The following is a 13,532-nucleotide window of genomic DNA, read 5'->3' on the forward strand; positions in this document are numbered from 1 at the left end:
TTAACGATTAGGCTGCGGGGTCAGACGCAGGTAGGGTTTGACCGCCCGGTATCCTTTCGGGAAGCGCTGCTTGATCTCTTCCTCGTCCTTGAGCGAAGGCACGATCACCACCTCGTCACCGTCCTGCCAGTTACCTGGTGTGGCGACCTTGTGGTTGTCGGTCAGTTGCAGCGAGTCGATCACCCGCAGAATTTCATTGAAATTGCGCCCGGTACTGGCCGGATAGGTAATGGTCAGGCGCACCTTCTTGTTCGGGTCGATCACGAACAGCGAACGCACGGTGAGGGTGTCACTGGCGTTCGGGTGGATCAGGTCGTACAGGTCGGACACCTTGCGGTCGGCGTCGGCGATGATCGGGAAATTGACCACGGTGTTCTGGGTTTCGTTGATGTCATCGATCCAGCGGTGGTGCGAGTCGACCGGGTCTACCGACAAGGCGATGGCCTTGACCCCACGCTTGGCGAAATCATCTTTCAGCTTGGCGGTCAGGCCCAGCTCGGTGGTGCACACCGGGGTGAAGTCGGCCGGGTGGGAGAACAATACCCCCCAGCTGTTGCCCAGCCACTCGTGGAAGCGGATTTTGCCTTCGCTGGAATCCTGTTCGAAATCGGGGGCGATATCGCCGAGTTTGAGGCTCATGGGCTGCGGCTCCTTGGCTGGGTTCTGTACCGTATGGGTTCAATGTGCCTGCATTCGGTTAAAAATAAAAAGAATAAATGACGATTTATTTATAACCATAATGCATACGAATTCGTAGGCACAAAAAAGCCTCGCACTAGGCGAGGCTTCTGGTTCAGCTACGGCTTACAGGAAGTTGTAAGTGTAGTTGAAGATCAAACGGGTCTGATCCTGGTCAGCCAGCGAGCTGGTGCCAGTGCCACGGTATACGCCGTGACGCAGGCTGGCGCCCAGGCCCTTGAAGGTGCCTTCCTGGATGACGTAGTCAACGCGGGCGTCACGTTCCCATTCGCTGAAGGTGCCGTTGCCATTGGCGTTCTTGCCATCTTCACCTTTCAGGTAAGAAACCGAAGCTTTCAGGCCAGGCACGCCCAGACGTGCGAAGTCATAGGCGTACTGACCGAACGTGGTGTTTTCACCGGCCTTGGCGAACTGGTTGATCATGCTGTCGGTGAACAGGTAGAAGCTCGAACCACCAGCACCTTCGTTGCGGCCATTGCCATCAACCACGTTGCCTTGGTTCAGCCAGACGAAACCACCGTCGTCATTGACGCGCTGGTGGCCGAGCAGGAACGAGTGGCCACCCAGGGTGTAGGTGAAGATCGCGGACCAGGTCTTGTTGTCGACCTCGCCAGTGTTCTTGGCATAACCGCCATTGTTGCTGAAGCGGTAACCGGCCTCACCGTTCTTGCCGTCGCTGCTGCTGTCGAAGTAGCGCAGGTCAGTCTTGAACGACTGGTCGTCAGCGATCTTGAACACGTGGGTCGCGCCCAGGAAGTGCTGCTTGTAGAAGTCTTCCAGGTTCGAGTAGTAGTACTGCAGGGTCAGGTCTGGCGTGAGCTTGTAGTCCAGGCCGCCGTAGCGGAACTTGTTGCTGTCCTGGGTAGCACCGGCTACCGACAGGCCGGTACGGTTGCTCGATGCACGGCCCATGGCGTGGGTCAGCTGACCGGCGTTGATGGTCAGGTTGTCGATTTCCTTCGACTGGATGGTGCCACCCTCGAAGGTTTGCGGCAGCAGACGGCCATCGTTGGAGACCAGGATCGGCAGGTTTGGCGCCAAGGCGCTACCGAAGTGAGCTTCAGTCTTGGAGAAGCGAGCTTTGGCGTTGGCGCCGAAACGGCCCCACTGGCTTACCGCAGAGCCATCGCTATCGTCCGGCATGAAACCACTTTTGTGGTAGCCGCGACCGCCGTCCAGCTGGATACCCCACAACGCCTGAGCATCGACACCGAACCCGACAGTGCCTTCAGTGAAGCCGGAAATGTAATCGAGCTTGAAACCCTGACCAGACTCACGCTGATCCGGGCGTGGATCGCTGTGGGTTTCACGATTGTCGTTGTTGAAGTACATGGTGCGCGAGCTGAGCGACAGTTTGCTGTCTTCAACGAAACCGGCAGCGCCTGCTTGTTGGGCGAGAACCCCCAGTGCCACGGCCAGAGCCAGGCTGGACTTGTACATAATTTGCTCCTCTACGTTCTAATTCTTGTGTATCTCTGGCGGCGAGGTCTGCTGCCCCGCTCACCGTGGATTGGCGATTTAGTCCCAAAGCGTGACTCATAAGTCAATCGTTTCTAAACGTTTCGAGACTTTGGTCTAAGACGCCACCTGCGCTACAGGATAATGACAATCCTATAAATCCAAAATGACCGTTTTATGAATTTGTAAGATTTTTACGGAATATGCTCGGAACCTTTACTGCCATTCGTTGTAGCAGCAACGCCATTCATAACATTTGGTTATTTGCAAACGTTTGCTCATAACCTAATTCCGTATCGTTCTATAGGGACGAAAAAGCCTAGCAGGTACCTCAGCATTCGCCATTGAGGGTAATCAACGATCTTGGGCTTAAAGCATTTGGCTCCTAAGCTAATGCAAAAAAGTTATTTATTTTCAGATTATTAGATCATTTAGTCTTCTCGTCACCCATCACATCGATTGCCTGACGAGAGGTCCACCATGATCCCGCACGCTCCGCTGCGCCTGTTCGCCGCCCTGACCCTCGCCAGCACCAGCTGGTTTGCCCAGGCTGCCGACCTGACGGTGGCCTATCAGACCACCGTCGACCCAGCCAAAGTGGCGCAGGTAGACGGCGACTACGAAAAAGCCAGCAAGGCCAGCATCGACTGGCGCAAATTCGATAATGGCGCCGACGTAATCACCGCCGTGGCCAGCGGTGATGTTCAGATCGGCTATCTGGGTTCCAGCCCGCTGGCGGCTGCCGCCACCCGCAAGCTACCCGTCGAGACCTTCCTCATCGCCACCCAGATCGGTGCCGGTGAAGCGCTGGTCGCCCGCGACAGCATCAAGACGCCGCAAGACCTGATCGGCAAGAAAGTCGCTGTACCGTTCGTGTCTACCGGCCACTACAGCCTGCTGGCAGCACTTAAAAGCTGGAATATCGACCCGTCCAAGGTACAGATCCTCAACCTGGCACCACCGGCCATCATTGCCGCCTGGAAACGCGGTGACATCGACGCCACCTACGTGTGGGACCCGGCCCTGGGCGTAGCCAAGGAAAACGGCAAGGTGCTGATCACCTCGGGCGAACTGGCTCAGAAAGGCGCCCCCACCTTCGATGCCTGGATCGTGCGCAAGGACTTCGCTGAGAAGCACCCGGATGTGGTCAAGGCCTTTGCCAAAGTCACCCTCGATGCCTACGCCGACTACCGCAAGGACCCGAAAGCCTGGCTGGCCGACAAGGGCAACGTAGACAAGCTGGTGAAGCTGTCCGGCGCCAAGGCCAGCGACATCCCGGTCCTGCTGGAGGGCAATGTCTACCCACTGGCCGCAGACCAGGCCAATGCCCTGGGCGCGCCGACCACCCAGGCACTGACCGACACGGCCAATTTCCTCAAGCAGCAGGGCAAGGTCGACGCCGTGCTGCCGGACTACTCGCCGTACGTCAGCGCCAAGTTCCTCCCAAACTGATCCGGAGCCCGTCATGGCCTTGCTTGAACTGGAGCGCATCAGCGCACAGTACCCTGGCGCCAGCACCCCGGTGCTGGCCGACATCAACCTGAGCCTGGGCCCGCGCCAGCTGCTGGTGGCCCTGGGGCCGTCCGGCAGCGGCAAGACCTCGCTGCTCAACCTGATCGCCGGCTTCGTCGCCCCCAGTGGCGGGCGAATCACCCTCGATGGCGTACCGGTGCACGGCCCGGGTGCCGAGCGCGGCGTGGTGTTCCAGGACGATGCCCTGCTGCCATGGCAGAACGTGCTGGGCAATGTCGCCTTCGGCCTCGAACTGGCTGGCGTGCCCCGCGCCCAGCGTGAAGCCAAGGCCCGTGAAATGCTCGCACTCGTCGACCTGGATGGCTTTGGCGACCGACGCATCTGGGAATTGTCCGGTGGCCAGAAACAGCGCGTAGGCCTGGCCCGCGCACTGGCGGCCGATCCACGGGTGTTGCTGATGGATGAACCGTTCGGCGCCCTCGACGCCTTCACCCGCGAACAGATGCAGGAACTGCTGCTGCAGGTCTGGCAACGCACCGCCAAACCGGTGTTCCTGATTACCCACGACATTGAAGAAGCGGTGTTCCTCGCCAGCGAGCTGGTGCTACTGGCACCCAACCCGGGCCGCGTGGTGGAGCGCCTGCAACTGGACTTCGGCCAGCGCTATGCCGCTGGCGAATCGGCCCGGGCGATCAAATCCGACCCACGCTTCATCGAAACCCGCGAGCATGTGCTGGCGCGGGTGTTCTCCCAACGCCAAAGCCTGCAGGAGCGCGCATGAGCAGCCTGGACCTGCCGGTTGCCGGCAAGCACGACACCCAAAGCCGGCCTGTTGCAACAGCGCGCCGCCAACTCTCTACCCGCTGGATCAGTACCCTGACCCTGGCCAGCCTGCTGCTGGTCTGGTGGCTGGTGACGGCCGCCGGCTGGATCGAGCCCCTGTTCCTGCCTTCGCCCGGTGACATCCTGGCCAGGGCCTGGACCTTGCTGACCCAAGGCTACATGGACGCCAGCCTGTGGCAGCACCTGGGCGCAAGCCTGGGCCGCATCGGCCTGGCACTGGTGGCCGCGACCCTGACCGCGATCCCGGTGGGCATCGCCATCGGCTACAACCGCGTGGCCCGTGGCATCCTCGACCCGCTGATCGAGTTCTACCGGCCGATACCGCCGCTTGCATACCTGCCGCTGATCGTCATCTGGTGCGGCATCGGCGAGCTGTCGAAGGTGCTCCTGATTTACCTGGCGATCTTCGCCCCCATCGCCATTGCCACCGCCACCGGCGTGCGCACGGTCGACCCCGCCAAGCTGCGTGCGGCGCAGTCGCTGGGCGCCACCAACGCCCAGCTGATCCGCCATGTGATCCTGCCCAGTGCATTGCCCGACATCCTTACCGGCATCCGCATCGGCCTGGGGGTCGGCTGGTCGACTCTGGTGGCCGCCGAACTGATTGCGGCCACCAGCGGCCTGGGCTTCATGGTGCAGTCGGCGGCGCAGTTTTTGGTCACCGATGTGGTGGTGCTGGGCATCCTGCTGATCGCCCTGATCGCCTTCGCCCTGGAAATGGGCCTGCGTGCCCTGCAACGCAAACTGGTGCCCTGGCACGGACAGAGCCACTGATTGCCGACTGACCACGCCGGCAACCCGGCGCCTAGAACGAGAAAAGACATGAGCCTGACCGTTACCCCCCTCAGCCCGGCCCTCGGCGCTCAGATCAGCGGCGTGGATATCAGCCGCGAGATCTCGGCCGAACAGCGCGATGCCATCGAGCAGGCGCTGCTCAAGCATCAGGTGCTTTTCTTCCGCGACCAGCCGATCAACCCGGAACAGCAAGCGCGCTTTGCCGCCCGCTTCGGCGACCTGCACATTCACCCGATCTACCCCAACGTGCCGGAAACCCCGCAGGTGCTGGTGCTCGACACGGCGGTGACCGATGTACGCGACAACGCCGTGTGGCACACCGACGTGACGTTCTTGCCAACCCCAGCACTGGGCGCGGTGCTCAGCGCCAAGCAGTTGCCGGCTTACGGTGGCGATACCCTGTGGGCCAGCGGCATTGCGGCGTTCGAAGCCTTGTCGGCACCGTTGCGCGCAATGCTCGACGGGCTGACCGCCACCCACGACTTCACCAAGTCGTTTCCGCTGGAGCGCTTCGGCACCACGCCGCAAGACCTGGCGCGCTGGGAGGCGACACGGCGCAACAACCCGCCGCTGTCACACCCGGTGGTGCGCACGCATCCGGTGAGCGGGCGCAAGGCGCTGTTCGTCAATGAAGGGTTCACTACACGCATCAATGAGCTGAGCGAGCTGGAAAGCGAAGCGCTGTTGAAGCTGCTGTTCGCCCATGCGACGCGGCCGGAGTTCAGCATTCGCTGGCGTTGGCAGGAGAATGACGTGGCGTTCTGGGACAACCGCGTGACCCAGCATTTTGCGGTGGATGACTACCGGCCGAACCGGCGGGTGATGCACCGGGCGACCATCCTGGGGGATGCACCCTTCTGACAGATTTTGGGAGGCCTTCGGCCTCCTTTCGCGACACAAGGCCGCTCCTACAGGAGATGGCGTACCTCTGTAGGAGCGGCCTTGTGTCGCGATGGGCCGCAAAGCGGCCCCGGCGATCTAACGGACCAGATGCAGGTACTGCATGTGCCGCTCGTACTGGTCCAGGATGTCGTTGATGATCTGCTCCTTGCTGTAGCCCACCAGGTCATAGTTCTGGCTGCCTTCGCTCAGGTGCACCTCCGCCCGGTAATAACGGCGGTTCTTCAACTCCTGCGTGCCCAGCCCACCCAAGGCGAATGACGGTGTGAAATACCCACGCATCTGCACCTGGTAGATGAACGGCTGCTCCTCGCCATGGCCAATCTTCAGGCTGACGTTGTCGTGGCTCGGGTCATCCTGGGTGATCAGCACCAGCCCCTTCTGCTCGAACACCTCACGGACCTCGGCAATCGCCGGGCGCACTACGTCGTCCATGAAGCGGTACACCTCATCACGCGACGGGAAATGCACGGCCTGGCTCAGGCGCTGGCGCCAGCCACCTCGACCGCGACGTGACTGGGCGAACGGGGCCAGTGAGTGCATCTGCGCGATCTGCCGCTGCGACTCCAGGTAGAACGCCTTGTGCAGCCCCCACATCATGCACAACAGAATCAGCGAGAACGGCAGCGAGGTCAGTACCACCGCCGACTTCAGCGAGTCGATGCTGCCCGCGAACAACAGCGCACTGGTGATCAGCGCGGTCATCGCGCCCCAGAAGATGCGCAGCCAGTTCGGCCCGTCCTCATCGGCTTCACCCCCCTTGGCCGACAAGGTCGACAGCACCACGGTGCCCGAGTCGGCCGACGTGACAAAGAACACGAAGCTGATGAACACCGTGGTGGCGATCACCGCCTTGCTCCAGGGGTAAGTCTCCAGCAGCAGGTACAGGCTCATCGACGGGTTATCCAGTGCCGACTGGCCCAGTGCGGTCATGCCATGGTTGATCACCTGGTCCAGCGCGCTGTTGCCGAAGATCGACATCCACGCCAGGGTGAACCCCAACGGGATCAGCAGCACGCCAAAGACGAACTCGCGGATGGTACGGCCACGGGAGATACGGGCGATGAACAGGCCCACAAACGGTGCCCAGGCAATCCACCAGGCCCAGTAGAACACCGTCCAGCCACCCAGCCAGTCACGGTTTTCGCCGTAGGCATACACATCGAAACTCTTGCGTGGCAAAGCGCCCAGATAGTCGCCAAGGTTCTGGATCAGCGTATTGAACAGGTGCTGGGTCGGCCCGGCGAACAGCACGAACAGCAGCAGTGCGCAGGCCAGGAACAGGTTGATGTCGCTCATCACCCGTACGCCCTTCTCCACCCCGGCAACGGCCACGGCGACCGCCGCGCCCATCATCAGGGTGATGAGGATCACCTGCACCCACTGGCTGTGGCTGATGCCGAACAGGTAGTCCAGGCCCGCATTCAGGTGCAGCACGCCAAAGCCCATGTCGGCCCCCAGGCCGAACACCGTGGCGATGATGCCGAAGCCATCCACTGCGTAGCCGATCGGCCCGTTGATGCGCTTTCCGATCAGCGGGTACAGCGCCGAACGCAACGCCAGCGGCAGGTTGTGCCGGTAGGCGAAATAGGCCAGGGCCATGCCGACGAAGGCGAACACCCCCCAGCCATGCAGGCCCCAGTGCAGGAACAGAATCTGCATCGCCTGGCGCCCGGCCTCTGCCGTGCCCGCTTCGCCCTGGGGCGGCTGCAGCATGTGGGTGAGCGGTTCGGAAACACAGAAGAAGAACAACGTGATGCTGATACCAGCGGCAAACAGCATGCCGGCCCACGACAGATAACTGAACTCGGGTTCGTCGTGGTCGGCACCGAGCTTGATCTTGCCGTAGCCGGACAAGGCGGTGACCACCACGAAGACCAGGTACAGCGTCATGGCCAGCATGTAGTACCAGCCGACCGTGTTGGCCGCCCAGTTCTGCGCTGCCAGCAACCAGTCACCTGCGGCTTGCGGGTTGGAAATGACTACCAGGCCAAAAATGAGGATGAAACTTGCCGCGAAATAGAACACCGGAGGGTTCATGCGGATAGTGCTGTTGGAAGGGATCGGCGCACTCATGAGGTATGCACCTCGTCGAATGACGTGAGGTTCGGAATGAACGGGTTCAGCAAAGGAATCCTCCTGTTGAACACCGGCAGCGGACCAGCGTTTTTCATTGAACAAGCGTTCAAGTTAAACATGGATCGAATTTCATTGCGAACCGGGGCGCCGATTGGCGCCCTCTCGTTCCAGCCTCGTCGCGGCCTACCGCAAGGTTAGATCAGTTCTTGTCCTGGCAATCCAGCTGCAGGTTGGCCTGGGTAATGTTGCTTTCAGCCGGCACACTGCGGGTCAGCCACACATTGCCGCCAATGGTCGAACCTTTGCCGATGGTAATGCGCCCCAGCACCGTGGCCCCGGCATAGATCACCACATCGTCCTCGACAATCGGGTGCCGTGGCAGGCCTTTGTGCAGGGTCCCCGACTCATCGCTCGGGAAGCGCTTGGCGCCCAGGGTCACGGCCTGGTAGATGCGCACGCGCTCGCCGATGATCGCGGTTTCGCCAATCACCACACCGGTCCCGTGGTCGATGAAGAAGCTCGGGCCAATCTGCGCGCCGGGGTGAATGTCGATACCGGTGGCCGAATGCGCCAGCTCCGAGCTGATCCGCGCCAGCAGCGGCAAGCCGGCCTGGTACAGGTGGTGCGCCAGGCGGTGGTGGATGATCGCCAGGATACCCGGGTAGCACAGCAGCACTTCATCCACGCTGCGCGCTGCCGGGTCACCGTGGTAGGCGGCCAGCACGTCGGTGTCGAGCAGTACGCGCAGTTCCGGTAGCGCAGCTGCAAAACCCTGGATCAGGCTCAGCGCATGGGCATCGACGCCAGCCAGCTCAGCCTTGCTTTGCCGTGCCGCATAGCGCAGTTCAAGGCGAGCCTGGGCAAGCAAGGCGGTCAGCGCGGCATCCAGGGTATGGCCGACGTAGAAATCTTCGCTCTCTTCGCGCAAATCGACCGGGCCAAGGCGCATGGGGAACAGCGCGCCGCACAGTTGCTCCAGAATCTGCCGCATCGCCTCGCGCGACGGCAACTCGCGCCCGCCCTGCTCGCCAATGCTGCGGCCATTACGGGTGCGCCATTGCTCACGGGCGCCGCGCAGGCCACTGACGATGCTCTGCAACTGCCAGTGCGCGGATGAAGGTTGTTCGCTCACGGTTTTCTCCTGCCGTATAGGCCATCTAATGGTGCCGCCAGGCCCGCGAAGAGGCCGGGCCTGACTACATGCGATCCACTCTACGGCAAATCAGCCCCTTGGAAAAAACAACGCTTTATTCCATCCTGCGCTAAGTCAGGCATAAGCCGCGATGACGGCACAGGCATCCTCGCCTACCCTCAAAGCAGCCAGCTCCTGGCACCAATCAAAATGGAAATAACAAAAGAATTTTTTAGTATTTCCTGGCCTAAGCAGCCAACCCTATAGTCGCCACCTCACTACTTACACAACAAGCGCGGGGCTCTGACATGTCGAAATTCGCCAAACCGCTACTCAATGCTACCCTGGCTGTTCTGCTGGGTACCGGCCTGCTCAGCCAGGCCTTCGCGGGCGAGCAGCTGAAGACCATCCAGGAAAAAGGCGTGATCAACGTCGGCCTGGAAGGCACCTACCCACCGTTCAGCTTCCAGGACGAAAACGGCAAGCTGACTGGCTTCGAAGTGGAGCTGTCCGAGCTGCTGGCCAAGGAGCTGGGGGTCAAGGCCAAGGTCCAACCGACCAAGTGGGACGGCATCCTCGCTGCGCTGGAGTCCAAGCGCCTGGACGTAGTCATCAACCAGGTGACCATTTCCGAAGAGCGCAAGAAGAAGTACGACTTCTCCGAGCCCTACACCATCTCCGGCATCCAGGCGCTGATCCTGAAGAAGAAGGCCGAGCAGTTGAACATCCACAAGGCCGCCGACCTGGCCGGCAAGAAAGTGGGCGTGGGCCTGGGCACCAACTACGAACAGTGGGTGAAAAAAGACGTGCCGCAAGCCGATGTGCGCACCTATGAAGACGACCCGAGCAAGTTCGCCGACCTGCGTAACGGCCGCATCGACGCCATCCTGATCGACCGCCTGGCCGCGCTGGAATACGCGCAAAAAGCCAAGGACACGGAGCTGGCCGGCGATGCCTTCTCGCGCCTGGAAAGCGGCGTGGCCCTGCGCAAGGGCGAGCCTGAGCTGCTCGATGCCATCAACAAGGCCATCGACAAGCTCAAGGCTGACGGCACGCTGGCCAAGCTGTCCGAGAAATACTTCGGTGCTGATGTCACCAAATGATCGCTGAAAGCCTGCAACTCGTTGTCGACTCCACGCCCTTCCTGCTGAAGGGCGCGGGTTATACGGTGCTGCTCAGCGTTGGCGGCATGTTCTTCGGCCTGGTGCTGGGCTTTGCCCTGGCGCTGATGCGCCTGTCGAAGATCTTGCCGCTGAACTGGCTGGCGCGGATCTACGTATCGTTTTTCCGCGGCACGCCGCTGCTGGTGCAGCTGTTCGTGATCTATTTCGGCATGCCGCAGATCGGCATCGAACTCGACCCCATCCCCGCCTCGCTGATCGGCTTGTCGTTGAACATGGCGGCCTACATCTGCGAGATCCTGCGCGCAGCCATCTCCTCGATCGACCGTGGCCAGTGGGAAGCGGCCGCCAGCATCGGCATGACCCGCGTCCAGGCCATGCGCCGGGCGATCCTGCCACAAGCCTTGCGCACTGCGCTGCCACCGCTGGGCAACAGCTTCATTTCGCTGGTCAAGGACACCGCCCTGGCCGCCACCATCCAGGTGCCCGAACTGTTCCGCCAGGCGCAGCTGATTACCGCACGCACCTTCGAAGTGTTCACCATGTACGTGGCGGTCGCGGTCATCTACTGGGTGCTGTGCAGCATCCTCGCGCACTTCCAGAACCGCATGGAAGCGCGGGTCAACCAGCATGACCAGGAGCACTGAGCATGATTGAAGTCAAAGGCCTGACCAAGCGGTTCAAGGGCCAGACCGTGCTCAACGGTATCGACCTGACCGTACAGCCCGGCGAAGTGGTGGCCATCATCGGCCCCAGCGGCTCGGGCAAGACCACCTTCCTGCGCTGTCTCAACCTGCTGGAAACCCCGGATGCCGGGCAGATCCAGATCGGCGCTATCAGCATCGATGCCAACCGCCCGCTGGGCGGGCAGCAAAGTGCAATTCGCCGTTTGCGCCAGCAAGCAGGGTTCGTGTTCCAGAACTTCAACCTGTTCCCGCACCGCACCGCCCTGGAGAACGTGATCGAGGGGCCGGTGATCGTCAAGAAGACGCCCCGCGAGCAGGCCATCGACCTTGGCCGGCGCCTGCTGGCCAAGGTTGGCCTGGCAGGCAAGGAAGAAGCCTACCCCCGGCGCTTGTCCGGTGGTCAGCAGCAACGGGTGGCTATCGCCCGTGCCCTGGCCATGGAGCCGGAGGTGATCCTGTTCGACGAACCCACCTCGGCACTGGATCCGGAGCTGGTAGGTGAAGTGCTGGCGACCATCCGCGGCCTGGCCGAGGAGAAGCGCACCATGATCATCGTCACGCACGAAATGAGCTTTGCCCGGGATGTGGCGAACCGGGTGATCTTCTTCGACAAGGGCGTGATCGTGGAACAGGGTGAGGCCAAGGCGCTGTTTGCGGCGCCGAAGGAAGAGCGCACACGGCAGTTCTTGCGCAAGTTCCTGGGTACTGCCGCCTCCGAGTAAACCTGCTCCGGCCTCTTCGCGGGCAAGCCCGCTCCCACACGAACCTCAGCGCTTCCAAGGCTGGTGGGGATCCTGTGGGAGCGGGCTTGCCCGCGAAAGGGCCGGTACATCCCCAGCAAATCCCTCTTCTATAGATATTCCAAAGAGTTAGTTCATAAACTTTTTATAAAGCATTAGGGTATATAAACCGGACCACCGGACCAGCACATATCTGTCGCGATCAGCTGTAGCGGCACAACTTTTTTGTGAGGTCAGGAATGGTCAGGATCACAATCACCCCAGTGCGTAACGCCAGGGCATTGAGTGCAGCCAAGGAGCGGTACTGATGTCCAGCCAGCCAAACACCCAATTCAACAGCGATCTCGACAGCTCGCCCCTGCTGCTGCCGGCCAAGGTGCTGCGCAACGACGCCGAAGCCTTGCAAGCGGCCCGCGAACTGGCTGAGGTCGCCCGCGAGCAGGCCGCACGCCGCGACCAGCAACGCAAACTGCCTTGGGCCGAGATCGAACTGTTCACCCGCAGCGGCCTGGGCAGCATCAGCGTACCCAAGGCCCACGGCGGCCCCGACGTGTCGTTCGAAACCGTTGCCGAAGTGTTCCGCCTGATCAGCACCGCCGACCCGGCCCTGGGGCAGATCCCGCAGAACCAGTTCGGCATGCTGCAACTGATTCGCCTGACAGCCACCGAGGCGCAACAGGCGCTGATCTTCCGCAGCGTGCTCGACGGTTGGCGCATCGGCAATGCCGGCCCCGAGCGCGGCACCAAAGACACCCTCACCCTCAAGGCCCGAATCACTCGCACTGGTGACAGCTATCGCATCAGCGGCGAGAAGTTCTATTCCACCGGCGCCCTGTTCGCCCACTGGGTGGCCGTCAAGGCACTGGACGACGAAGGCCGTCAGCGCCTGGCGTTCGTGCGCCGTGGCAGCCCGGGGCTGCGCATCGTCGATGACTGGTCCGGGTTCGGCCAACGCACCACTGCCAGCGGCACCGTGCTGCTGGACCAGGTGCCGGTCGACGCGGAGCTGGTGATCGACAACTGGCGCCAGCGTGATATCCCCAACATCCAGGGTGCGGCTTCACAGCTGATCCAGGCGGCAATTGATGCCGGCATAGCCGAAGCAGCAATTGATGATGCGATCACCTTCGTGCGCGAAAAGTCTCGCCCGTGGATCGAAGCCAACGTGGACCGCGCCAGCGACGACCCGTATGTCATCGCCGACATCGGGCGCCTGAAGCTTGAGCTACACGCCGCCGAAGCGCTGCTGCGCAAGGCTGCGCGGGTACTGGACGAAGTCAATGCCGCGCCAATCGACGCAGCCAGTGCGGCGCGAGCCTCGATTGCCGTGGCCGAGGCCAAGGTGCTGACCACCGAGATTTCCCTGCAAGCCAGCGAGAAGCTGTTCGAGCTGGCTGGCAGCCGCGCCACCCTTGCCGAGTTCAACCTCGACCGCCACTGGCGCAATGCCCGGGTGCACACCCTGCATGACCCGGTGCGCTGGAAGTACCACGCGGTGGGCGCTTACCACCTCAACGGCACCCTGCCTGCGCGGCATTCCTGGATCTGATTTGCTGCCTTTGGGGCTGCTGCGCAGCCCTTCGCGGGCTTGCCCGCTCCCACAGGA

The 13,532-nt window shown here is 61.7% G+C and carries 12 protein-coding genes; 8 read left to right on the top strand and 4 right to left on the bottom strand.

Annotated features, from left to right (window positions below; translation table 11 throughout):
• Entirely contained in the window at window positions 1-639 is a 639-nt protein-coding gene (locus ACF8R4_RS07115; protein ID WP_019096904.1) for a peroxiredoxin, read from the bottom strand.
• Window positions 640-804: 165 nt separating this feature from the next.
• Complete coding sequence (locus ACF8R4_RS07120) at window positions 805-2,139, bottom strand: OprD family porin (RefSeq protein WP_060499427.1); 1,335 nt, start codon at window positions 2,137-2,139, stop codon at window positions 805-807.
• A 498-nt stretch (window positions 2,140-2,637) separates the two neighbouring features.
• Between ACF8R4_RS07120 and tauA the strand changes: the two genes are divergently transcribed.
• The 4 genes from tauA to tauD are packed head-to-tail and all read left to right on the top strand — an operon-like array spanning window position 2,638 to window position 6,129.
• Entirely contained in the window at window positions 2,638-3,609 is a 972-nt protein-coding gene (tauA, locus tag ACF8R4_RS07125; protein ID WP_060499428.1) for a taurine ABC transporter substrate-binding protein, read from the top strand.
• A 13-nt stretch (window positions 3,610-3,622) separates the two neighbouring features.
• Entirely contained in the window at window positions 3,623-4,411 is a 789-nt protein-coding gene (gene tauB / locus ACF8R4_RS07130) for a taurine ABC transporter ATP-binding subunit (RefSeq protein ID WP_060499429.1), read from the top strand.
• Window positions 4,408-5,247 carry a taurine ABC transporter permease TauC gene (gene tauC, locus ACF8R4_RS07135; protein ID WP_156867789.1) on the top strand — a complete coding sequence of 280 codons (840 nt, stop codon included), beginning with the start codon at window positions 4,408-4,410 and terminating at the stop codon, window positions 5,245-5,247. Before tauB ends, tauC begins: the two co-directional genes overlap by 4 nt.
• A gap of 48 nt (window positions 5,248-5,295) precedes the next feature.
• Entirely contained in the window at window positions 5,296-6,129 is an 834-nt protein-coding gene (gene tauD, locus ACF8R4_RS07140) for a taurine dioxygenase (RefSeq protein WP_060499431.1), read from the top strand.
• Window positions 6,130-6,246: 117 nt separating this feature from the next.
• Here tauD and betT read toward each other — a convergent pair whose 3' ends face one another.
• Both betT and epsC read right to left on the bottom strand, forming a co-directional pair.
• A complete protein-coding gene (gene betT, locus ACF8R4_RS07145; protein ID WP_164525217.1) occupies window positions 6,247-8,208 on the bottom strand; it encodes a choline transporter BetT in 1,962 nt (653 codons plus the stop codon).
• A gap of 238 nt (window positions 8,209-8,446) precedes the next feature.
• Entirely contained in the window at window positions 8,447-9,379 is a 933-nt protein-coding gene (gene epsC / locus ACF8R4_RS07150; protein WP_016714447.1) for a serine O-acetyltransferase EpsC, read from the bottom strand.
• Between the two features lie 308 nt (window positions 9,380-9,687).
• Here epsC and tcyJ point away from each other — a divergent pair, with 308 nt between their 5' ends.
• The 4 genes from tcyJ to ACF8R4_RS07170 all read left to right on the top strand — a co-directional run bounded on the left by tcyJ (window position 9,688) and on the right by ACF8R4_RS07170 (window position 13,475).
• Complete coding sequence (tcyJ, locus tag ACF8R4_RS07155; protein WP_016714446.1) at window positions 9,688-10,482, top strand: cystine ABC transporter substrate-binding protein; 795 nt, start codon at window positions 9,688-9,690, stop codon at window positions 10,480-10,482.
• Window positions 10,479-11,147 (top strand): cystine ABC transporter permease, encoded by a 669-nt coding sequence (gene tcyL, locus ACF8R4_RS07160; protein ID WP_016714445.1) that lies wholly within the window; start codon window positions 10,479-10,481, stop codon window positions 11,145-11,147. The genes tcyJ and tcyL overlap by 4 nt, the downstream gene beginning before the upstream one ends.
• Before the next feature lie 2 nt (window positions 11,148-11,149).
• Complete coding sequence (gene tcyN / locus ACF8R4_RS07165) at window positions 11,150-11,908, top strand: L-cystine ABC transporter ATP-binding protein TcyN (RefSeq protein WP_392491997.1); 759 nt, start codon at window positions 11,150-11,152, stop codon at window positions 11,906-11,908.
• A gap of 325 nt (window positions 11,909-12,233) precedes the next feature.
• A complete protein-coding gene (locus ACF8R4_RS07170; protein WP_060499434.1) occupies window positions 12,234-13,475 on the top strand; it encodes an SfnB family sulfur acquisition oxidoreductase in 1,242 nt (413 codons plus the stop codon).
• The last annotated feature ends 57 nt before the right edge of the window (window positions 13,476-13,532 follow it).

The sequence above is a fragment of the Pseudomonas sp. FYR_2 genome, from assembly GCF_043106425.1.
GTDB lineage: Bacteria > Pseudomonadota > Gammaproteobacteria > Pseudomonadales > Pseudomonadaceae > Aquipseudomonas > Aquipseudomonas monteilii.